Raw genomic sequence first — 21,546 nt, 5'->3', positions numbered from 1 at the left:
ATCAGGCAAAATAGGTCATGGAAATTTTTTTCAGTTCCTTGAGGCTGCGCAGCACGGCATGCTCGCGCAGCAGGGTATCACGCTTGAGGTCTTCCACCACGCCAAGGCACTCGGCCTCGCTGCGGCCATGAATCATGGTGTAGAGTTCATACGGCCAGTCGGGCGCGGAACTCGGGCGGTAGTAGACATGGGAGATATGGTCGTGCAGGGAGGCCTGCGTGCCGCACTGTTCCACCAGATCGGCGTCGATCTTCCAGGCCACCATGGCGTTGTGCGTCCAGCCGGTTTTCTGGTGTTTGATGCTGGCTCCAAAACGGCGGATTGCCCCGGATTCCTTGAGCGAGCCAAGCAGCTCAAGCACCTGGACTTCTGTCATTCCTGCCTTTTCGGCAATATCTGCGTAGGGCGTGAGCGAATCAGGCAGGTTGTCCTGCACGATGCGCAACACGGCTTGCTCTGCGGGGGTAAACTGACGGCTCATGAATTCTCCGATACTATGGGCTGAGGCGCAGCCTGCGGCAGGTGGGGTACATGCCGCAAGCACGGCCCCCGGGTCGTTTGCGAACCAGGGGCCGTTGCAGCAGAAGCGGATTATCTTTCTAGTGCATTGACAATAGTATTCTGCTTTAGCGCGAAAAAGAACGCGCAAACAGGTCTTGAATGGCGATACGGCCATTGTCTTCAAGAAAACGCGTGCCGGTGGCGGCAAAATGGGCATGGGTGATCATGGGTTCGTCTGTCTGGGTCCAGTTGTCTTTGTTCCAGAACAACCAGGCATTCTTGGGCTGATCAAAAACAAGCAGGGGCTTGTTGCATATCTTGGCGAATTCGGCCCCCCACCCGGTGCCGCCCTTGACGGTACCGTCAGGCTGGACTGAGCCGATAACGATGATCTGCTCGCCGCTGCTGACCTGCCAGCAGATGGACTGCAAGACTTTGCGGAAAAGGGGCGCGCGCGTGTATTCGCGGCTCATGAGACGCGAAATGTAGGTCAGGCTGACATCCTTGAGGGCCAGTTCTTCAGAGGTGAGCACCCGCACGCCGCGCGTACGTTCGATCTGGTGACCTTCAAAGCTGTAGTTTACTTCTTCCATACCCCAGCTTTCGGCCAAAGCGCCGAAAAACTGCTCTGTTCCTGCGGCGCCGCCGCTGTAAAGCACACACTGGTTGGGGGTAAGCATGGATGCCCTCCTCAAAGGATTGTTGCGCCGGACAAGGGTATAAGGGCCAAAAAAACCGGCAGAAGCGTCATGAACATCATGGCAAAATTTGCAGCAGTCGGCAAGGCAAGCCCGCAAAGAAAAGCGACGCAACCGGAATGCGTTGGCAGACGCAGTCGCGCTCCGCAAAATAAGATGCCCTGCAATGCCGTGTTGCTTTTGCGGATGTGGTTTACAAAATCGATGAGCCTGCCCGCTCGAAAAATATCTGTTTTCGGGCGGGCAGGCTGTTTGATGACCGCTGCAAGGCTAACGCTGCCCCATGCACGGCCTTGGTGAGGGACAGGCGCTTGCTTGAATTAATGCGCCGTGGGCTTGAAAGCTCCAAGGCCGGTTTCAGACCGGATTTTCTGGTCGGCAAAAGCCTCCCTTTCCTTCTGCGCCTGCGGGGACTGATCGCATATGGACACTACCCATATGCACAAAAAGGCCAGGGGCATGGAAAAAATGGCCGGGGAGGAATACGGAAAAGGCGCGGAGCCTGGCGGATTGCCCAAGGTCGCCACCCACACGGCATCCGAGAGCATGGTCATGACCAGCGCGGCCAGCAGGCCCGTAAAGCCCCCGGCAACAGCCCCTCTGGTGGTGCAGCCCTTCCACAGCACCGAGAGGATCAGGGCCGGGAAGTTGGCCGAGGCCGCAATGGCAAAGGCCAGAGACACCATGAAGGCCACGTTCTGTTTTTCAAACACAATGCCCAGAAACATGGCGATGATGCCGAGGGCCAGGGTTGTCAGCTTGGATATCTTAAGTTCCTCGCTGGAGCTGGCCGTACCCTTTTTGAGGGCGGAGGCGTACAGATCGTGCGCAACGGCAGACGCGCCCGAGAGCGTCAGCCCCGCCACCACTGCCAGAATGGTGGCAAATGCCACCGCTGACATAAAGCCAAGAAAGATATTGCCGCCAATGGCGTTGGCCAGATGCACGGCAGCCATGTTGCCGCCCCCGCGTAAAACGCCGTTTGCATCGAGGAATTCGGGATTGGTGCTCACAAACACTATGGCCCCGAAGCCGATGATGAAGGTCAAGATGTAGAAATAGCCGATCCATGTGGTTGCCCAGAGCACGCTTTTTCTGGCTTCCCTGGCGTCCGGCACGGTAAAAAAGCGCATCAGGATGTGCGGCAGACCAGCCGTGCCGAACATGAGGGCAATGCCGAGCGAAATGGCCGAAACAGGGTCTTTGACAAAGCCGCCCGGCCCCATGATGGCCGCGCTTTTTTTGATGCCCACAGCGGCGGTGAAAAGTTTTTCGGGGCTGAAATCATACTGGGCCATGACCATAAAGGCCATGAACGAGGCCCCGCCGAGCAGCAGGCAGGCCTTGATGATCTGCACCCACGTGGTCGCCGTCATGCCGCCAAAAAGCACATAGGCCATCATGAGCAGACCCACGATAACCACCGCATAGTGGTAATCAAGCCCGAAGAGCAGCTTGATGAGTTGCCCCGCGCCCACCATCTGCGCAATAAGATAGAACAGTACCACAACCAGGGTGCCCGATGCGGCAAATATGCGCACAGGCACCTGCTGGAGCCTGTAGGCCACCACATCTGCAAAGGTGAAGCGCCCAAGATTGCGCAGGCGCTCCGCCAGCATGAAGGTTATGAGCGGCCAGCCCACCTGAAAGCCGATTGCGTAGATCAGGCCGTCAAAACCCGTTGCCATGACTGCGGCTGAAATGCCCAGAAAGGAGGCCGCCGACATAAAGTCGCCCGCGATGGCAAGGCCGTTCTGAAAGCCCGTGATGCCGCCGCCTGCCGTGTAAAAATCCGCAGCGGAGCGGGTGCGCTTGGCGGCCCACTTGGTTATCCACAGCGATGCACCGACAAAAATGGTGAACATGATGATGGCTGTCCAGTCGGTGTTCTGCTTTTGCGTTTCTTCTATGACGCCCGCCGCCAACGCAATGCCGGGCTGCAGGGCGACAAAAAGAGCCATGAAAAATGTTGAGGCGGGTTTGTGTCGCCCGAACTTATGGTCGGATGTGCACGTGCTCATGCCCCTCATGACTGCACCTCTTTTTCAAGAATCTGCTTGAGCGCAGGGTCAAATTCGTTGTTGGCCTTGCGAACGTAGACCGCCGTAAGCACAACGGTCAGCAGGATGATGCCGATGCCCAGAGGGATGCCCCATGTCGTCGTCATTCCTGCTGCAAGAGGTGTGGCAAAGAGCTGCTTGTCAAAGGCGACAACCAGAATAAAACAGTAATATGCGGCAAAAACCACAAGCGTGAGGCGCCAGCCAAGGGCGTTGCGCGTCTTGATCAAGTGCTGGTATTGCGTATTTTTTTCGATTCGCTGCGTCAGTTCTGAGGCCATTGTTCCCTCCTCGCATACTTTTGTCCGCAATGTCTTTTGCGCAGACATTGGACGTTATGGGAGCCTGTGTGCGCCGTATCCGCGCGATTGCAGCGCCAGATACATCATGGCGGCTGTTATGGCGTCGTTCATGGCATCGTGCCTTGGCAGCGTGGGTAGGCGAAGGTTTCTGGCCATCGTTTCCCATCGCAGATCAATGTAGGCGCCAGGATATTGCGCAAATCGCCAGTCGTAATAGCGGCCTGAAACCTCTATGCGACTGTTTGGCAATGCTGCCCCCATCAGTGGCCTCAAGTTTTTGTTCAACACTGCAAGGTCGTATTGCAGATAATAGCCCACCAGTGTTCTGCCTCTGACAAACTGAAGAAAAGCCGACAACACATCCTGAAGCGGCAGACCCGTGCTGAAATCACACGGGCGCAACCCGTGCACGCGCACATTCTGCCCGTCAGGGGCATGCTGCGGCGTTATCAGCGCGTAAAAGGCGTCTCTGGTGCAAAGACGCCTGCCGTCTATGCAGACGGCGGCGATGGATAATAGCTCCGCTTCCTTCACATTGAGCGAGGTTGTTTCGCAGTCAATGCTCACAAGCAGGCCGTCATCCTGATCCAGCAGGGAACGGTAGGGTTCCCGCAGGCCGCGCATGCGCCAGCGGCGCGCTACGGCCTGTATCCAGGTGTTTTGCATTTCAGAACCTGTCCAGCCCGTAGCGCTGGTTGATCATGCGTTTGAAGCGCTTGACCACCTGAAGGGCGTCCTGCAACAGGTCTTTGTCCAGGGTGGACAGGGAGGCCGTATCAATCTCGTTGCTCAGGGGGTTCCCCTTGCGCAGCATTTCAAGGCCTGCGTCCAGCCGCAGGCGCATCAGAAAGGCCAGAGATTCGGCCAGATCATCCGCCTGTGATTTTTCAATAGTACTGCGTGATGTGAGGGCCTCCAGTCGGTCAAAGGTGTTGGTGGCATCAATGCCCGCCTCCAGAGCCAGAACGCGGGTGCCGTGGACAATGGGGAAGATGCCCGCTTTCTTGATGTCGAGCAGGGCGTTTTTTTCGCGGTTCAGCAGTTGCCGCCAAAAACCGCTTTCGCCTGCTCGGGTGGGGAACTGTTCAATGGGCAGGGCCATGCGCGCAAACCACGCCGCATCATCGTGCAGGGCCGAACGCAAGGCCTTGCGGCAGGCCTCAAGCCATGAGGCTGGGCCGGAGACTGTTTCCGCATCCAGAAAAATTGCCAGATGCATAAGCCCCTCGCCCTGCGCGGAATCCGCCCACTGACGCAAGGTCTGTTCCCATCCGCGCACCGTGTGCCTCCAGAGCGGCTGGTTCACCATCATGTCGCCGGGGCAGGGCGGATAGCCAAGGCTGAGCATGTGCTCCGTAAAACTGTTTGCAGAGAGTTCCACCTCCTTTTCGTCCAGGCCTTCCGCAAGGATCAGCGCGTTGTCCTGGTCGGTTTTCAGTATCTGCTCGCCCCGGCCTTCGGAGCCAAGGGCAAGCAGGGCGCTCCCGGCAAATACGGCGGGCGTGGCCGTCATCTGCCAGAGGCGGGCCATGAGCTGCGCGTTGAGCACCTGCACAAGGCGCGCGAGCTGGGGCGTTTTTATGCCCTGGGCAACGAGGGTTGTTATCAGGGCTTCCATGTCCCGCATGGCGCTGTGCAGGTCGGCCAGTGTGGTGGCCGCCTCGAGCTGCCGCGCGATCGACAGGGAATGGTTGGAAAAATAGGAAAGCAGGTCAATCATGGCCAGAACTCCCACAGGCTGCCCCTTGTCCGTCACCACAATGCGGTGGATGTTGTGGCGGGTCATGAGAAGCAGGGCATTGAAAAGGTAGTCGTCCTTTTCGCAGCTCAGCAGGGAAAACTGCGCGCAGGCCCTGAGTGGGGTCTGGTTGGAAACCGCGTTGGCCACGATGTCGCAAAAGTCGCCCGTGGTGAAAATCCCGGTGCTGGAACCATCGTGCACAAATATGGATCGTCTCCGGCTTTCCTTCATGCGTTGCGCGGCGTGGGCAATGGTATCCGTTGCTTCGGCAAATATTGGGGGACGAAAGCCGGCATCGCTGATCTTGACCGCAAAAAGGCTCTGCCATTCGCGGCGGTCGCGGCTTTGGGCAAGCTGACCCAGCTTGTCGGACACGGTTGCAAAAAAGTACGCGCCGAAAAGCGAGTTCTTTTCCGTCAGGGCCAGCACCTCCCGCCCAGGGAACACGCAAAGCAGCACTTCTTCATGCGCCACAAACCTGTGCCGCGTTCTGCCTGTGGCCAGAGCGCGACAGTCAAAGGCCTCGTGCTCTCGGTATGCCCCCACAATTTCCTCGCCCGACATTTCACGAACAAGGCCCTTCATGACCAGATAGAGCACATCAACCTCACTCCCCGAGGCAAGAATCTCCTGATCATTGTTGAAAAACAGAATATCGGCAGAGGCCGACAGGGCAGATGCCTCTGCCAGAGTCAGCAGATCAAAAGGGGGATGCGTGAGGTCAAAGCGGGTGTTTGGCATAGTCAGTCCCGAATGCGTCTCTGCGGTATGATTGTATTTTTACCGACCGTGCCGTGCCTGCGTTGTTTACCTGTTGTGCGAATTATGTTTGCAATTGATAGAAACTGTTCAATCAATGAGCGTATTGTGCTTTATGAATAAAGCAGAATTATTATGTGTAAACAATGTATGTGAAATATTTCATTGATTGTTTATACAATTTAAAAAAGCAAAATTTGACATAAAACTGGCTATTGAAATTATCAATACACTACAATTAATAGCCTAAGTCATGCAATAATTATTTTTTATAGTCGTTAATATTCATAAAAATAAATTATAAATAAAATTTTTTGTTGAAATGATCATTTTTATACACATAAACAATCCAGTAAGCAGGATTGTGTGCAATATATGTAGCTGGAGCATGCAGGTTCAGTAGGAAAAATAGGCATGCAATAGTAGCGGCTTTTGAGGCCTGTGGGCTTTCTTCCGTCTCGACAAGCAATTGGAGGGTGTGTTGAGTAGCGGTTTTGCAGGCAAGGGCCTCAGGCAGGGCTACAATGCCCTTGCCTTGTTGCATAGCAATGCAGTCTGTTTTTACTCAGGGGCAAGAGAACGCGGAGGCGGGAGGCGCAGCCGTTTCTCCGCGCTGAGCAGAGCGAAGTTTTGGCCGCATGAGGGGCAAGTCGTAGGGGGGCGCAGGAGTGATGCCGGGGCACTTGCGTGGAACGTGGGCAGCAGGCATGTGCGAGAGCGTGTTGCTTCAAACAATGAGCTTTACGGCATCAGGAGAGGGGCAAGCTGGCAGTGCGGCTGGGAGTTCAGCGGCGCGAGGGAGGGCCAGCATCTCCCCTGTGGGGTATGGGGCAGGCACATCTGTCGGATGCTTCGTTCGGAGGCAAAAATGCTGCGGCGGGGCTTTCGGCAGCCAGAGACTACCGGAAAAGCCCCGCCGCGTAGAATGTGCAGGAGCGCCCTTGGGCGACCCCTAAGAGGTGCGCGCAACAAAAAACGCCCCGGTTGGGGCGTATATTTGTCCGTTACAGCGCCCTAGTAGCGGGGCTGGCGCGGGGCTCTGGGTTTGGCTTCGTTCACGCGCAGCGTGCGACCGCCAAAGCTGAAGTTGTCCAAAGCTTCAATGGCGGAGTCGGCTTCGCCGTCTTCCATTTCCACAAAGCCAAAGCCGCGGGCACGGCCGGTATCCCTGTCGCTAACAAGTTTCACAGACAGAACGCTGCCGTATTCGGCAAAAAGGTCCTGGACCTGTTCTTCAGTGGCAGACCAAGGAAGGTTCCCGACATAGATGGACTTAGACATGAAACACCCTCTCAAAAAAAACAATCTTCCCGCGCTTACGCCCAGTAAAACGTATTACCGGTACGCGGCCCATGAAAAACATGGAAACACGCTTTGTCGGCCTTGTCAACGAATCGCCAAAAAAAAGTTGGTATTGCGTATTACCGCGAGTAAAAAAGGCGCAAACCCGCAGTGGGACAGGAGGAAGTGGAAATAAACGAATGAGTTTCTGGAGATTGTGCAAAGAATCTCAAAACACGGTGGGCATCGTATGTTCAATACATGGCAGGGACACAACGGGCGTTGAAAAGATAAAGAGTGGGAAGATGCATTGCTAACAATCGAGTTGGTTGTTCAACCAACATTAAAATAGAAAGCTATTGCGTGGGGAATACGTTCAGGCTGTAATTATTAGTGTCGCACCAATTAGGATGCTAAAAAGCCGTACAACGACAGCTTTTGCGTCAGTTGCACGGCTCTGAAAATGGCTAGGATCCGCCCTCGGATGGCGGGGGCATCCAGTCTGGCGCGATATCTTCAAACGAAGTGTAGGGCGACATATACATAAGCTCGGCCACGCCCACCGGGCCGTTGCGCTGCTTGCCGATAATGATTTCGGCAATGCCCTGGGGCGGTCGGTCGGCAGGTTTCTGGAATTTGTACACGTCATCGCGGTACACAAACATGATAACGTCCGCGTCCTGCTCGATAGCGCCAGATTCACGAAGGTCAGAAAGCATGGGGCGCTTGTCGCTGCGTTCTTCCACCTTGCGGTTAAGCTGTGAAAGCGCAACCACGGGCACGTTCATTTCCTTGGCAAGGCCTTTGAGCGAGCGCGAAATATCCGAAATTTCCAGTTCGCGCGAATCTGTGCGGCGGCTTGTGCGCATGAGCTGCAGGTAGTCCACCACCACCATGCCAAGGCCTTTGTCCGCCTTGAGGCGGCGGGTGCGTGCGCGCAACTCAAGCGTTGTGAGGGCCGGGGTGTCGTCAATAAATATGGGCGCACGGGCCACAACGTCCGCCGCGTCATAGAGGCGCTGCCAGTCTTCGTCTGTCAGCAGCGAGGGACGGCGCAGCTTGGAAAGATCCACCTTGCCCCACACGGCCAGCATGCGCTGCATGAGCTGCTCCTTGCTCATTTCGAGCGAAAAAACAGCCACGGGCACGTTCTGGCGCACGGCAGCGTTGATGGCCATGCACATGGAAAAAGCCGTCTTGCCCATACTTGGGCGGGCCGCCACAATAATGAGGTCAGAGGGCTGCAGACCGGCGGTCAGTTTGTCCAGGCGGGTATAGCCGGTAGTGACGCCTGTAATGACGTCCTTGGCATCGGCCAGTTTGGAAAGTTTGTCGAATACCCGTTCCAGCAGTTCGCGCGTGGGGGTAAAATCCTTGCCCGAGGTGCGCTGCGAGATGGAAAAAACCGCCTGTTCGGATTCGTCCAGCAATTCGCCGACTTCGCGCGTGGCATCGTAGCAGTTGACTATGATGCCAGAGCAGGCGTTGATCAGGCTGCGCTGCAAGGATTTGTCGCGGACTATGGTGGCGTAGTATTCCGCATTGGCGCCGGAAACAACGGCCTGCGCCAGCTCGCCCAGATATACCGCGCCTCCGGCTTCTTCAAGGGCGTTCATGCTCTTGAGCTGCTCGGCGGTGGCAATAAGGTCGAGAGGGGCCGATTTGCGGTAAAGTTCTAGAAACGCCTTGAAGATGGTGGCGTGTGCGGGCAGGTAAAAATCTTCGTCAGTGAGCTGGTCTGCGATGGAGTGCATGAGCTGGGGACGCATGAAAACGCCGCCGAGCACAGCCTGTTCGGCTTCAACACTGTGGGGGGGCACACGCCGCAGAATGTCGGCCTCGGCCTTTTCCGCGCTGTGCGCGTTTGAAGAGCGAGACTGACCGTCTTTGTTGCGGCCCTGCCCAAAAGGCGAGCCCCCGGCCGCGTGGCCGGGGGCGGAATTGCTATCGTTGCGGGAAACCACGCAAACCCCTACTGGGCTGCCTCGGCTTCTTCAGCGGGCGCAGCAGGTGCGGGTTCTTCTTCGATGGGCTGATGGTCGGAGATGACCTTCACCGGCACCACGGCGATCACGCTGGCGTGCAGGCGCACGCGAACGGGATGTTCACCAAGGGTACGGATGGGGGCATCCATAAGGATACGACGGCGGTCAACTTCCACACCAAGGGCGGTAAGAGCATCGCCGATGATGGTGGTGGTGACGGAGCCGTAAAGCTTGTCGTTGTCGCCCACGTGCATGGGGATAACAACTTCCAGGGCTTCCAGGCGGGCCTGGAGGGACTGGGCGTCAGCGCGCACGGCATCCATGCGGGCCTGAAGCTTTTTGCGTTCCTGTTCAAAGCTTTTGAGGTTGGAAGGTGAAGCGACCATGGCCAGACCCTGCGGGAGCAGGAAATTGCGGCCATAACCAGCTTTCACTTCAACCACATCGCCAAGGCTGCCGAGATTTTCAACGTCGGCGCGAAGTATCAGTTTCATGTGCGCCTCCTTAAATGGTGCTCTTTTTCTTGACGCCGGAATCGTGCGTCGCGGTGTAGATGAGCAGGGCCATCTGGCGGGCGCGCTTGATTTCGCGGGTCAGCAGGCGCTGGTGATGTGCGCAGGTGCCGGTGATGCGGCGGGCAATGATCTTGCCGCGCTCGGTGATAAAGTCGCGCAGGATGTCGGCGCGCTTGTAATCCAGGGGCAGATCTTTATCTGCGCAGAAGCGGCAGAACTTGCGGCGCGGGGCAAATTTCTTTTTAAAAGCCATGTTAGGCAACCTCCCCGGCCACTTCGTCGGCCAGCTTGACGGTCACAAACTTGAAGATGCCGTCGGTGATGCGAATGTTGCGTTCCAGCTCTGCGATAAGCTCAGCAGGAGCCTGGTACACCAGACGCACATAAAAGCCGCGCATCAGTTTGCGAACCGGGTAGGCGAGGTCGCGCATGCCCCAATTGTCCACTTCCACCATGATGCCCTTCTCACGCTCGATGATCGCGGTAAGGGCGTTGATGATGCCCTCGCGATTGTCGGCGGAAAGCTCCGGGGAAAGGAGCAGCAGGGTTTCAAATTTCCGCATTGGTATTCTCCTTTTGGATTGGCAGCCCACGCCACACGGGGCGCGAGCAAGGAACGAGTCTTATACTTCCGGCAAATGGGCCTGTCAAGCCGAAATTTTCAGAAGGCCGAAAGCCTGCACTGCCGGGGATGCCGTGGGCTATGCGTAGACGCGCGGGTTCATGCCGCCAAAAAGGCAGAGCACTTCGTAGGAAATGGTGCCCATCGTATCCGCTATGTCCTGCGGCGTCACCGCTTTTTGTCCCGCCTCGGCGGGGCCGCCCACAAGCCATGCGGTGTCGCCCACGCGCACGGGCGGCAAATCGCTGACATCGGCCATGATCATGCCCATGCACACCCGGCCCACCTGGGGGGCGCGCCGTCCGTTGATGAGCATGGCGGCATGTGTGGAGAGCGAGCGGTTGAAGGCCGTGGCGTAGCCAATGGCAACAACCGCAACGGTAGCAGGCTTCTGCGCCGTGAACAGCCGGCCATACGACACGCTGCGGCCCTCGGTCACCTGCCGTACCTCGATAACGGGCGCGCTGACGCTCATGGCCCATTCCAGACCGAGCGCGGCACCCTTGCCTTCCCATGAGGTTCCCGTAAAGGGATTGCCGCCGTAGAGCGAAATGCCGGGGCGGCATACCTCGAAATGCGCTTCGGGGCGGCCTATGGTGCCAGCCGTATTGCAGAGCGAGCGCTCAATGTCGGGGAATGCCGTACGCAACGCGTCAGACATGGCGGTGAAGCGCTTGATCTGGTCCTGTGAATAGGCTTCCTGCTCCGGCACATCGGCGCAGGAAAAGTGCGATATGACCATGGCCGGGGAGATGCCCGGGATATTGCGCAGACGGTCGATAGCCTGGGGCAGTTCTTCCTGCGAAAAGCCAAGGCGGCCCATGCCGGTTTCGCACTTTATGGCAACGCGCAGAATGCGCCCGGCGTGGCAATGGGCGGCGGCGCGTTCAAGCTGGTCAAAGTTGCCCACCACCGGGGTCAGCCCCTGCATGGCCGCTCCCTGCCATTCCACATCGGTGAGCGCGCCCAGAAGCGGCACAATGGTTTGCCGCAGGCCAGCCTCGCGCAGGGCCATGCCTTCCGATACGGTTCCCACGGCAAAGCGCCGTGCGCCTGCATCAGACAAAACCCGCGCCACAGGTACAAGGCCGTGGCCGTAGGCGTCAGACTTGATGACCGGCATAAGCTTTTCAGCCTTGCCCATGCGGCCAAAATTGCGGCGGATGGCGGCCAGATCAATGTGGCACAGCGATGGTGAAAACGTGCAATCGCTCACAGGGAATTCCCTCATTTGAACTTTGCTGAAGGACATTCTGCGCGGTTTGTCCGCGCACCGCGCATGGCGGCAGCGAAGGGTCGCCGTCCTTTGCGGCCCCCCGGCGCAACGGCCCCGGCCCTTGCGCGCAACACCCTTTAATGAAAGGGAGCAACCTTAACAATATTGCCCCCGAGGCACAACAATTAGCCGTGCTGCATCCGCGCCACTTTTGCCGCAAACCTTAACTTTTTGAGCCGGAATCCGCGAATATCTGCTCACGGTGCGGCGTGCTCCCCTCTTGCGCAGTGCGGCGCTTGCGGCTACTCTGCGCGGCATGTCCCAATCCGTATTTACCATCGAACACACCGACGGCGCGGCCCGCGCCGGGGTGCTGCGCACGGCTCACGGCACTATCCCCACGCCTATTTTTATGCCCGTGGGAACCGTGGGATCCGTCAAGGCTCTTGCCCCGGATGATCTGGCCGCCATTGGCGCGCCCATCATTCTGGGCAATACCTATCACCTTTATCTGCGCCCCGGCGATGAGCTTGTGCACAGGCGCGGGGGGCTGCACAAGTTCGCCTCCTGGCCTGGCTCCATCCTGACGGACAGCGGCGGTTTTCAAGTATTCAGCCTGAGCTCGCTGCGCAAGATCCGCGAGGAAGGCGTGGAGTTCCGCTCGCACCTTGATGGCTCAAAGCATCTGTTCACGCCTGAAAAAGTGCTGCAAATTCAGCGCAATCTGAATTCAGACATCATGATGGTGCTTGACGAATGCGTGCCCTTTGGCGCGGATTATGCCTATACGGAGAAATCCCTGGCCCTGACCACGCGCTGGGCCAAGCGCGCCATGGACGCCTATCCGCCCGGTTCGGCGCACAATCTGATGTTTGGCATCACGCAGGGCGGTTTTTACAAAGACCTGCGCGAACGCTCGGTAAACGAATTGTGCAGCATGGATTTTGACGGCTTTGCCATTGGCGGGCTTTCGGTGGGCGAGCCGAAAGACAAGATGTATGATCTGCTCTACCACACAGCGCCCCTGCTGCCCGGCGAAAAGCCGCGCTACCTTATGGGTGTGGGGACGCCGCTGGACATTGCCACGGGCATCCATGCCGGGGTGGACATGTTCGACTGCGTGCTGCCCACCCGCAATGCACGTAACGGCACGCTCTACACGTCGCTTGGCAAGATCAACATCAAGCGGCGCGAATTTGCTGAAGACGACGGCCCCCTTGATCCCAACTGCCGTTGCTACGCCTGCCGCAATTTTTCTCGGGCCTATCTGCGCCATCTGTATGCCAGTCAGGAACTGCTGTCCTTCCGGCTCAATTCCCTGCACAACCTCACCTATTTTCTCGATCTGGCGCGCAACGCGCGTCAGGCCATCGTGGAAGGCCGCTATATGGATTTTCTGGCGAAAATCACGGCCCTGTATCCCGATGAAGCCGCCCGCGCCGCCGCTGGTTCGTAGCCCAGGCGATTGCAGTCATACAAAGGGGAGGGAGCGTTACTGTTCCTTCCTTTTTTTGGGGGCACGAAGGCGTGAGAGCCAGTCAGCCCCCCTTGGTCATGTTCATGATCTGTTGCAGCAGTTCTGTAAGGTAAGGGATGTTCATGCTGATGATGCGGGCCAGTATCTTGTAGAGAACGGCCAGCACCAACGATGCGCCAATGCTGAAACCCAGTCCTCTGGCAATGCCTGACAGAAAGTTGAGCCAGAGTATTTTGCCGGTTTTTTGCGACAGCCGGACGTATTCCATGAGGCCCGCGTTGTCGAGACGTTGCAGCAGGAGTTCGGCATCGGTCTGTCTGGCTTCAGGTTTGTTGTCCATTGATCCCCCTCGTGCGGAATGTCGCTTGAGGCAGAGTCTATACGGTAAGCCCCCAAATAACAAAAAACCCGTGATCCAGCGATCACGGGTTTAAACTGTGTTGTGCGGCAGATGCTCAGGCATGCTCCTGCGGGGTCAATCTCTATGCCTGAATGTGCTCGAGCCCGCATTCGCGCTGTTCGCGGCGGCGTACCAGCCAGAAAACAAGCAGCGATCCTGCCAGCTTGCTCAGGCTCATGGTAATGATAGACCATGGTGTGGCAATGCCGATCATGCCCAGAAACACGATGCTGTCCAGCGGCGCGCCCACAAGGCTTGAAATGAGAATACGCTGTGAAAAGGGGCGGCGGGTAAAAGTGTATACCGCCCAGTCGCCCAGTTCGCCCACGGCAAAGGCTGCGGCGCTTGCCAGCGCGAGCTGCGGGCTGGCCATGAACCAGCTGACCACGCAACCCACCAGCATGCCCCAGAGTACATGATGCCCCACACGGCGCTGCGCGTAATCGCGCACCACAAAAATAAAGCCGACGATGAGCGAAAGGGGAGCCCACATGTCGCCATTGGGCAACTGAATGAGCGGGGTGACAGAAAAGGCGAAGTTAACGCCCACAATAAGTGCAATATAGGTAAATAGACTGAACATGGGCGGGAGAGTAGGCATTGGCGCGCCTGTAGTCAAGCGGTGGCTGTGGAATGTCCCGCCGTTTGGGGCGTGACAGAAATATAATAATGATAGGCTGTTCCGAGGCAGGGAAAACGCAGGGCAGCCTCATGATCGATTTTTGCGTCCTGTTTTGTGCCAACGTCTGCCCCCCGCCTCTGTCCGGTATTGGGCCGGAGGATGGGCCGGGGCAATGCTCCGCGTCTTGACCCCGAAGCGCGGATGTGGGACAGAAAGCCAGTTATAGTATGTTTCTAGAGTAAAGTTTACTCTGAGTGTGCCGGGCAGGTGCGCAAATCCATGCCCGCCCGAACGCGGAAGCGCAATTTCTTTGAGATGTTAGCCCGCATAGGGCGGCCTTTGTCGTGCCAGTGCGCCCGCGCCCTGCAAAATTGCCAGAAAATTTCCGTCGAAGTTTACGGCGGTAGAGGCTGGATGTTTCCAGCCGGGAGAAAGAATGTCGGATCAGAACTATCGTTGCGGCTGGGTCGCGCTTATGGGGCCGCCCAACGCGGGCAAATCCACCCTGCTGAACGCCTTGCTCGGCCAGAAGGTGACCATCGTCACCCCCAAGCCGCAGACCACGCGCAATCAGATTGTGGGCATCCTTACGGACGAGAAAGCCCAGGTTATTTTTATGGATACGCCGGGCCTTGCCCAGGTGCGCGGTCGGCTGAGCAAAACCATGCTCCAGGCCGTGTGGCAGAGCCTTGCCCAGGCCGAAGTCATCATGCCCGTGCTTGACGCCCACCTGTACATCCGCCATCCGGAATTTCTGGAACGCGACCTTGAGCCGCTGTCCAGGGCGCTTTCCAACGATGACCGGCCCATGGTTGTGGTGGTCAACAAGGTTGATCTGTTCTCGGACAAAAGTCGCATGCTGCCGCTTTTGACCCGTCTGAGCGAAATGTGGCCCAAGGCGGAAATTTTCCCCACCTCGGCCCTGAACCGGGACGGCCTGCCGGATCTGGCAAAACTTATCCGTTCCAAGCTGCCCGTTGCTCCTGCCCAGTTCCCCGAAGACCAGATTTCCACGGCCCCCATGCGCTTTATGACTGCGGAAATCGTGCGCGAAAAGCTGTTCCTGCATCTGCGCCAGGAAGTGCCTTATTCCGTGGCTGTGGACGTGGAAAGCTGGGAGGAAGACGAAGAGCGCGGCCAGACTGTGATTCACGCGGTCATCTACGTGGGGCGGCCCATGCACAAGGCCATGGTTATTGGCCGTGCGGGCGCTTCCATCAAGCAGATAGGCACTGAGGCCCGCATGGAAATTCAGGATCTGGTGGGCGGCAAGGTGCATCTGGAGCTTTGGGTCAAGGTGCGCGAGCACTGGACTGAAGACGCCGCCTTCCTGCGCGAGATGGGCCTGATGGCGGAGTAGTCATGGGCGATACCTTGTTGCTCGAACGCTATGCGCGGGTGCTCGACCGCATTGACGCGGCCTGCGCATCGGCTGGCCGCCCCCGCGAAAGCGTGAGGCTTATTGCCGTTTCAAAACTGCATCCGGCGGAATCCCTGGCCCAGGTGGCCGCCGCCGGGCAGATTGATTTTGGCGAAAATTACGTTCAGGAGGCCCTGCAGAAAAGGCAGGACCTGAGCGCAGACCCGGCCACAGCAGCGCAGTGCGCCGGGATTCGCTGGCACATGATCGGTCATGTGCAAAGCCGCAAGGCTCCGCTGGTGGCGGGGGCTTTCAATCTTGTGCATACCCTTGATTCCCGCAAACTTGCGGACGCCTTTGAACGGCGTCTGGCGGAGGGCGGTGCGCGCCAGCCAGTGTTGTTTGAAGTAAATGTTGGGGGCGAATCGCAAAAATCCGGTGTGATGTCTGCAGATTTGCCGGAATTGGCCGATTATGTTCTTGAGCATTGCCCGCACCTTGAGGTGCAGGGCCTCATGTGTCTGCCCCCGGTTTTTGACGCGGGCGAGGCAGCGCGGCCCTATTTTGCAAGGCTGCGTGAATTGCGCGACACCTTGAGCACCCGCCTTGGCCTGCCCCTGCCCGAGCTTTCCATGGGCATGAGCGGCGACTTTGAAGGCGCGGTGGCCGAAGGGGCCACCATGGTGCGCATAGGTACGGATATTTTCGGGCCGCGTCCTGCCAAGGTGTGAACAGCTTTGGCACAAAGTCTGCTACATGCCGTACAGACCGGAATGACTTGAGCGGTTCGCATCCATGACCCCACAATAGCGGTGGAGTACGTATGGCGGCCAAAGAAAAAGAATCAAAGGCCCTGCCGGAAGGGCAGGCTGAAAACCCCAAAAAGGGCTCCAAGGCCAAGCGCATCGTCATTATTTTGGCGATCTTGCTTATCACGCTGAGCGGCGCTGGCATTGGCGGCTATTGGTGGTTTTTCATCCGCACGCCGTCTTCGGCAAGCTCTGCGCCTGTTGAAGCTGCATCTGCGGATGCCGCAGGCAAGGGCGCGGCGGGCCAGACAGGCGCAGGCGGTTCTGGCGGCGCAGGCGGCGCATCCGGTCATGCCGGGGCGGGCGGTTCTGGCGGCGCGGGAGGCGCGGGTGACGGGCGCATTGAACGGCAGGGTGATCTGCCGCGCAGCGGTGGGCAGGTCTTGCCTCTGCCGCCCATAACCGTGAACATTTCCGACCCCTCGGGGCGGCGGTATCTCAAGCTGGGGATGGAGGTCGAGGTCAATGCGGACGTTGCCGCTGCATTGCAGGCCAACAATCCGCGTATCCGCGATGCCATCATCATGCTGCTGGCGGGCAAGACGTTTAACGATATCTCCACGCCTGACGGCAAGGTGCTGTTGAAGGCGGAGGTGGCTGCGCGGCTGAACCAGATTCTGGGCGCGCAAAGGGTCATACGCGTATACTTTACCGATTTTGTCGTGGAATAGCGCGGGAAGCTCTGCCTCTGGCGGCCCCTGGCAGCTGATTTTGTGCGGACGCGGTTTCAGATAGAGGCTTTTGGCAGCCATGCCCGTTGCGGGGCGCGCCGTTGCCGCGATGCCGCCCGAATTTCGGGTGAGCATGTTGGAATAGAGAATGAGGTGACGTATGTCGCAGGAAGATCAGGAAGCCTTGGCGGCCCAGTGGGCCGCGCAACTGGAAGATGAAGCCAATGCGGCAGAACCTGCTGCCCCCGCTGCCCCCGCTGCACCCGCTGCGCCTGCTGCTGATGCTGCGCCTGGTGGTGCGGCTGGCAGCGGTTTGGATGAAGAAGCTCTGGCGGCTCAGTGGGCTGAATCGCTGGCCCAGGATGAGGAAGACAAAGGCCCGACCTCCTTTGGCGGTGCAGGTGCAGGGCTTGGCGGTCATCCGGTAGACGCCCATTTTCAGGACATGACGGAAATGGCCCGCCAGCCCAAGGACAACAAGCTCAAGCGGGAGCTGGATTTTATTCTGGATATTCCGCTGGATGTGTCTGCCGAGCTTGGGCGCACCCGTCTGCTTATCAACGAACTGCTGCAACTTGGTCAAGGTTCTGTGGTGGAACTGAACAAGCTGGCTGGCGAACCGCTGGAAGTATTTGTGAACGGCAAGCTGGTGGCGCGCGGCGAGGCCGTGGTCATCAACGAAAAGTTCGGCGTACGCCTTACCGACATCATCAGCCCCATTGAAAGGGTGAAGCAGCTTGGCTAGCCTGCCCATACTGCTGGCCGCCGCCGAAGGCGGCCTTTCGGGCAGCGCCGTGCGCGGCGTGGTCACTTCTGGCGCGCACGGGTCTGCGGCAGCGGTGCCGCCGGGGCTGGAACAGACAGTGGCTGCCGCAGCCGAGCAGATGCTGCGCGGGCTGGACATGGCCGCGCAGGCCGCGCAAAGCGTGGGCATTGCTACGGAGCAGGCCGCTGCCTCGCTGGCGGAACCGGCTTCAACGCTTGGGCAGTCGTCCTTTTCGTGGGGCAGCTACATACAGGCCGTGGGCATTCTATTTTTGCTGGTGGCCGTGCTGTGGCTGGCCGTATGGCTGGCGCGCCGTTTCGGCAAGTTCAATTTTCTGCCGCGTCCGGGGTCGCTTCCGCGCGATGCCCTGGTCATGGAGGCCCAGCTTCCGCTTGGGCCGCGTAAAGGCTTGATGGTGGTACGCTTCTTGAATAGAAGGTTGCTGCTGGGCGTCACCGACCAGCAGATTACCCTTTTGACAGAGGAGCAGGCACAGCATGAGCCAGAGAACGCCGATTTCAAACAGATTATGGAAGAAGCCCGTCGCGGCGCTGGCGGCAGCTAGCCTCTTCATCCTCCTCATGCCGGTTCTGGCCCTTGCGGCTCAGGATCTGGCCATGCCCACAATGCAGCTCACCCTGGCCGGTGGGGCGCAATCACCGGAGAAGGTCTCGGTGCTGCTGGAAATTCTCTTCCTGCTCACCGTGCTTTCCGTTGCCCCGGCCATCATGCTCACGGTCACCAGTTTTACCCGCATCATCATTGTGTTCAGCTTTCTGCGGCAGGCCATGGGCGTGCAGCAGTTGCCCCCCACCCAGATTCTTGCCAGCCTTGCCATTTTTATGACGGTGGTCATCATGTATCCCGTGGGCAAGCAGATCAATGATAACGCCCTGCAACCCTATCTGGCCGAGCAGATCGACTACAAGGTGGCGCTCGACAGGGCGCAGGCCCCTTTGCGCACCTTTATGTTCAAGCATACGCGCGAAAAAGATCTCTCTGTCTTTTACTCCATCAGCAAGATGGAAGCGCCGCGCAGCAAGGAGGAAGTGCCCACCATGCTGCTGGCCGCCGCCTATGTCATCAGCGAGCTTAAAACCGCCTTTACCATCGGTTTTCTCATCTACATTCCTTTTCTGGTGCTGGATATGGTCATCTCCAGCGTGCTGCTGGCCATGGGCATGATGATGCTGCCGCCCATGATGGTGTCCATGCCCTTCAAACTACTGCTCTTTGTCATGGTGGACGGCTGGAATCTGCTGGTCGGCTCGTTGGTGAACAGCTTTCTGCTCTGACCGGCGCGCCGCGCACAACGTTGGCCCGGTTTTTGCCTAAGGGTTGGAAAGATTCGTACACCGTCAATTTTCAGGAGTCACCCATGTCCCCAGATTTCGTCATCGGCTTCGGTCGGCAGGCCATTGAACTTTGCTTGATGATGTCCTTGCCATGCTTGGGGTGGGCCTTGGTGTGGGTGTGGTTGTGAGCATTATTCAGGCGGCAACCCAGATTCAGGAAATGACGCTGACCTTCATCCCCAAAATCGTGTGCATGTTTCTAGCTCTGCTGTTGGCCCTGCCCTGGCTCATGGAGCGCATGATTACCTTTACCCGTGACGTATTCATCAATATCCCCACTTATATCCGGTAAAGACTATCTCACGGGTCGCCCTTATCGGCGCGCACAACCCGCCCCGCCATCCGCGCATCCTTGCGCGGTGCTGGCATGGGCGGGTTTTTTTGCGTCCAACAAAGGATGGTTTACGAACTTACGCAGACGTGACACGCCAACGGTTCGGATCCTGTTGCTTCGCATGTTTCGATTCTGATATGGGCAGTAGTATAACTGTATCTTGCATGTTTAATCCGCTGCTTGTGATGTATAAAATCTATCTAATAAAAATCTAGAGAAAGTTTAGGTTTATTTTGTTTGCAATAAAAAAGGAAGTGCGGCCGCACTTCCTTTTTTATGCTGTCAAGAGCTTGTCTGAGCTGCGCAAAAATGGCCAGTTATGTTGGCGTGCTTTTTGCTTTGGGATTTGCTGAGCAGAAATTGCCCTACGATGCAGAATCTTTCGCCCTGTGTGCTGCGGCAAGGCCCAGCAGTACGGCACCGGCTTGCGCCACATTGAGTGAGTCAAAGGTACGGGCAAGCGGAATGCGCAGCATGTGCGCGCACCGTTTGGCGACGCCGGGCCGCAGGCCTTTGTCCTCATTGCCCAGAACCAGCACGGCAGGCAACTGCATGGGTTCATCAAAGGCATTGAGGCTTGATGGGCCATCACCGCCCGCGCCGTAAATGGTCAAGCCAGCTTCTTCGGCGCTGTCCAGGGCGTGGCCCAGGTTGGTAACGCGGGTCACGGGCAGTTTTTCCAGTGCGCCCGCAGCGGCCCTGCGGGCTGCAGGGCCAAGGTAGGCGCTGTTGTGCTGGGGCAGAATAATGCCCGCGCCGCCCAGTGCATACAGGGTGCGGCAGATTGTGCCTACGTTGCCGGGGTCTTGTACCTGGTCAAGGGCTACAATGAGGGGCAGGGGGGCATCGCCCGCCGCGGCCAGCAGGTCGGCAAGTTCGGTAAAGCCAGTGGCGGCCAGACGGGCCACAACGCCCTGATGGGAAACGCCGTCACGGCCTTGACGCCCTTGGGCAGCTTGACCGCCAGCGCCACGGCAAAGGCGGTCAAGGGCCACCTGGTCTACCAGGCTGAAGCGCACGTTGTGCTGACGGCAAAGGTTCAGCACCTCTTGCGCATCTGGGCCACGCAGGCCTTTTTTGCAGAAGACGCAGTCGATGCGCTGGGGCTCGCTGGCAAGCAGTTCCAGCACAGGCTTGAGGCCCGGCAGCAGCGGGGCTTGTTCAGTTTCATTATGCATATGCGCCTCCGGGCTGTGTGCATTGGCCGCCGTGCGGCCTGAGTGATTGGAGATGATTGCGCGGGCAAGAACCCGCTAGAAATATTTATGCGATATGCTGCGCGGTTGCGCACGTGCGTGGGCTTTTGGCAGTCCATGCCGTGGCATCGCGCACGGGGAAGGAACAGACAGCCCTTGGCGGCTGTGTACGCATCTTCCCGGCAGATGGCAAGCCGGGGCGGCAAAAGGGGAGGGAACAATGGTTGCAGCATCGAACAGGAACGGATCGGCAATGGCAAGACTGTGCTTTTTGGCTGTTGTCTGCTGTCTGCTGCTTGCCGGAGGCTGCGCCTCACGGCAGGACAGCGACCCCAGGGGGGGATTGTCGATGTCTGTGCCGGAAGAAGACACTTCCCCGCCGTTGACTGCCAGTGAAACCGCCGCCCTCAACACTACCGGGCAGGTGGACAAAAACATCCCCGAAAGCGCTATGGCGGACGTAACGCGCCAGTACAAATACTTTTTGCGCAAGGGCCGCCCCACCATGAGCGCATCATCAAAAAGGGCGGAGCAGTTTCTTGCCTATGCCAAGCGCGTGTTCCGCTCTCGGGGCATGCCGGAAGATCTGGCCTATCTTGCCATTGTGGAAAGCGGCTATCGTAGCGAGGTGCGCTCGCCTGCCGGGGCCGCCGGAGCATGGCAGTTCATGCCCTATACCGGGCAAAAGTATGGTCTGAATCAGGACTGGTGGACGGACGAGAGGCTTGATCCCTTCAAATCCACCGAGGCAGCGGCGGACTATCTGCAAAAACTCTATGGCGACTTTGGCGACTGGCCCACGGCCATCGCGGCCTATAACGCCGGAGAAGGCAAGATTGGCCGCGCCAAGCAGGGTACGGGCGGGCGTGACTTTTT

At 58.2% G+C, this 21,546-nt stretch carries 24 protein-coding genes and 1 pseudogene (1 of these 25 only partly in view); 9 read left to right on the top strand and 16 right to left on the bottom strand.

The window, feature by feature from the left end:
• Nucleotide 1 precedes the first annotated feature (1 nt).
• The 13 genes from ahbB to alr all read right to left on the bottom strand — a co-directional run bounded on the left by ahbB (nucleotide 2) and on the right by alr (nucleotide 11,680).
• Nucleotides 2–481, bottom strand: coding sequence for a siroheme decarboxylase subunit beta (gene ahbB, locus ACUZ9P_RS02800; RefSeq protein WP_449248569.1), 480 nt, complete (start codon nucleotides 479–481; stop codon nucleotides 2–4).
• Between the two features lie 145 nt (nucleotides 482–626).
• Entirely contained in the window at nucleotides 627–1,181 is a 555-nt protein-coding gene (locus tag ACUZ9P_RS02795) for a hypothetical protein (RefSeq protein WP_449248568.1), read from the bottom strand.
• Nucleotides 1,182–1,519: 338 nt separating this feature from the next.
• Nucleotides 1,520–3,220 (bottom strand): cation acetate symporter, encoded by a 1,701-nt coding sequence (locus ACUZ9P_RS02790; RefSeq protein ID WP_449248567.1) that lies wholly within the window; start codon nucleotides 3,218–3,220, stop codon nucleotides 1,520–1,522.
• Between the two features lie 5 nt (nucleotides 3,221–3,225).
• Nucleotides 3,226–3,540, bottom strand: coding sequence for a DUF485 domain-containing protein (locus ACUZ9P_RS02785; protein ID WP_298995883.1), 315 nt, complete (start codon nucleotides 3,538–3,540; stop codon nucleotides 3,226–3,228).
• A 54-nt stretch (nucleotides 3,541–3,594) separates the two neighbouring features.
• Entirely contained in the window at nucleotides 3,595–4,227 is a 633-nt protein-coding gene (locus ACUZ9P_RS02780) for a 3'-5' exonuclease (RefSeq protein ID WP_449248566.1), read from the bottom strand.
• 1 nt (nucleotide 4,228) lies between these two features.
• Nucleotides 4,229–6,043 carry a putative nucleotidyltransferase substrate binding domain-containing protein gene (locus ACUZ9P_RS02775; RefSeq protein WP_449248565.1) on the bottom strand — a complete coding sequence of 605 codons (1,815 nt, stop codon included), beginning with the start codon at nucleotides 6,041–6,043 and terminating at the stop codon, nucleotides 4,229–4,231.
• A 316-nt stretch (nucleotides 6,044–6,359) separates the two neighbouring features.
• On the bottom strand, nucleotides 6,360–6,605 hold the full coding sequence (locus ACUZ9P_RS02770; protein ID WP_449248564.1) for a hypothetical protein: 246 nt from the start codon (nucleotides 6,603–6,605) through the stop codon (nucleotides 6,360–6,362).
• Between the two features lie 470 nt (nucleotides 6,606–7,075).
• Nucleotides 7,076–7,342, bottom strand: coding sequence for an RNA recognition motif domain-containing protein (locus ACUZ9P_RS02765; protein ID WP_022659825.1), 267 nt, complete (start codon nucleotides 7,340–7,342; stop codon nucleotides 7,076–7,078).
• Between the two features lie 467 nt (nucleotides 7,343–7,809).
• Complete coding sequence (gene dnaB, locus ACUZ9P_RS02760) at nucleotides 7,810–9,306, bottom strand: replicative DNA helicase (protein WP_449248563.1); 1,497 nt, start codon at nucleotides 9,304–9,306, stop codon at nucleotides 7,810–7,812.
• A gap of 8 nt (nucleotides 9,307–9,314) precedes the next feature.
• Nucleotides 9,315–9,821, bottom strand: coding sequence for a 50S ribosomal protein L9 (gene rplI, locus ACUZ9P_RS02755; protein WP_298995874.1), 507 nt, complete (start codon nucleotides 9,819–9,821; stop codon nucleotides 9,315–9,317).
• A gap of 10 nt (nucleotides 9,822–9,831) precedes the next feature.
• On the bottom strand, nucleotides 9,832–10,095 hold the full coding sequence (gene rpsR, locus ACUZ9P_RS02750) for a 30S ribosomal protein S18 (RefSeq protein ID WP_022659828.1): 264 nt from the start codon (nucleotides 10,093–10,095) through the stop codon (nucleotides 9,832–9,834).
• A gap of 1 nt (nucleotide 10,096) precedes the next feature.
• Nucleotides 10,097–10,405, bottom strand: a complete 309-nt coding sequence (rpsF, locus tag ACUZ9P_RS02745; protein WP_298995871.1) for a 30S ribosomal protein S6 — start codon at nucleotides 10,403–10,405, stop codon at nucleotides 10,097–10,099.
• A gap of 138 nt (nucleotides 10,406–10,543) precedes the next feature.
• Complete coding sequence (alr, locus tag ACUZ9P_RS02740; RefSeq protein WP_449248562.1) at nucleotides 10,544–11,680, bottom strand: alanine racemase; 1,137 nt, start codon at nucleotides 11,678–11,680, stop codon at nucleotides 10,544–10,546.
• A 316-nt stretch (nucleotides 11,681–11,996) separates the two neighbouring features.
• On the opposite strand from alr, the gene tgt reads away from it, so the two are divergent.
• Nucleotides 11,997–13,136: a tRNA guanosine(34) transglycosylase Tgt gene (tgt, locus tag ACUZ9P_RS02735; protein WP_298995867.1), complete on the top strand. Its 1,140-nt coding sequence runs from the start codon at nucleotides 11,997–11,999 to the stop codon at nucleotides 13,134–13,136.
• An 82-nt stretch (nucleotides 13,137–13,218) separates the two neighbouring features.
• Here the strand turns inward: tgt and ACUZ9P_RS02730 are convergent, their stop codons facing one another.
• The gene (locus ACUZ9P_RS02730) at nucleotides 13,219–13,497 is read right to left on the bottom strand and encodes a DUF5665 domain-containing protein (protein ID WP_449248561.1); all 279 of its coding nucleotides are present in this window, start codon (nucleotides 13,495–13,497) and stop codon (nucleotides 13,219–13,221) included.
• Between the two features lie 142 nt (nucleotides 13,498–13,639).
• Complete coding sequence (locus tag ACUZ9P_RS02725; RefSeq protein WP_449248560.1) at nucleotides 13,640–14,158, bottom strand: VUT family protein; 519 nt, start codon at nucleotides 14,156–14,158, stop codon at nucleotides 13,640–13,642.
• Between the two features lie 457 nt (nucleotides 14,159–14,615).
• Between ACUZ9P_RS02725 and era the strand changes: the two genes are divergently transcribed.
• The 7 genes and pseudogenes from era (at nucleotide 14,616) to fliQ (ending at nucleotide 19,432) form a co-directional block, all read left to right on the top strand.
• Nucleotides 14,616–15,539, top strand: a complete 924-nt coding sequence (gene era / locus ACUZ9P_RS02720; RefSeq protein ID WP_449248559.1) for a GTPase Era — start codon at nucleotides 14,616–14,618, stop codon at nucleotides 15,537–15,539.
• Between the two features lie 2 nt (nucleotides 15,540–15,541).
• The gene (locus ACUZ9P_RS02715) at nucleotides 15,542–16,270 is read left to right on the top strand and encodes a YggS family pyridoxal phosphate-dependent enzyme (protein WP_449248558.1); all 729 of its coding nucleotides are present in this window, start codon (nucleotides 15,542–15,544) and stop codon (nucleotides 16,268–16,270) included.
• A gap of 92 nt (nucleotides 16,271–16,362) precedes the next feature.
• Nucleotides 16,363–17,019 (top strand): flagellar basal body-associated FliL family protein, encoded by a 657-nt coding sequence (locus ACUZ9P_RS02710; protein WP_449248557.1) that lies wholly within the window; start codon nucleotides 16,363–16,365, stop codon nucleotides 17,017–17,019.
• A gap of 160 nt (nucleotides 17,020–17,179) precedes the next feature.
• Nucleotides 17,180–17,764 carry a flagellar motor switch protein FliN gene (gene fliN / locus ACUZ9P_RS02705; protein ID WP_308584671.1) on the top strand — a complete coding sequence of 195 codons (585 nt, stop codon included), beginning with the start codon at nucleotides 17,180–17,182 and terminating at the stop codon, nucleotides 17,762–17,764.
• The gene (fliO, locus tag ACUZ9P_RS02700; RefSeq protein ID WP_449248556.1) at nucleotides 17,757–18,350 is read left to right on the top strand and encodes a flagellar biosynthetic protein FliO; all 594 of its coding nucleotides are present in this window, start codon (nucleotides 17,757–17,759) and stop codon (nucleotides 18,348–18,350) included. The genes fliN and fliO overlap by 8 nt, the downstream gene beginning before the upstream one ends.
• Entirely contained in the window at nucleotides 18,283–19,080 is a 798-nt protein-coding gene (fliP, locus tag ACUZ9P_RS02695) for a flagellar type III secretion system pore protein FliP (protein WP_449248555.1), read from the top strand. Before fliO ends, fliP begins: the two co-directional genes overlap by 68 nt.
• An 83-nt stretch (nucleotides 19,081–19,163) precedes the next feature.
• Nucleotides 19,164–19,432 (top strand): annotated as a pseudogene (fliQ, locus tag ACUZ9P_RS02690) (flagellar biosynthesis protein FliQ).
• A 407-nt stretch (nucleotides 19,433–19,839) separates the two neighbouring features.
• Here the strand turns inward: fliQ and ACUZ9P_RS02685 are convergent.
• On the bottom strand, nucleotides 19,840–20,652 hold the full coding sequence (locus tag ACUZ9P_RS02685; protein WP_449248554.1) for a TrmH family RNA methyltransferase: 813 nt from the start codon (nucleotides 20,650–20,652) through the stop codon (nucleotides 19,840–19,842).
• Nucleotides 20,653–20,923: 271 nt separating this feature from the next.
• Here ACUZ9P_RS02685 and ACUZ9P_RS02680 point away from each other — a divergent pair, with 271 nt between their 5' ends.
• Nucleotides 20,924–21,546: the 5' end (the start) of a LysM peptidoglycan-binding domain-containing protein gene (locus ACUZ9P_RS02680; RefSeq protein WP_449248553.1), read on the top strand. The gene runs 1,060 nt beyond the window's last position; the window shows 623 of its 1,683 coding nt (coding positions 1–623); it begins with the start codon at nucleotides 20,924–20,926; its stop codon lies off the right edge, out of view.

The sequence above is a fragment of the Desulfovibrio intestinivivus genome, from assembly GCF_053570665.1.
This window is presented reverse-complemented; position numbering and strand designations above follow the sequence as displayed.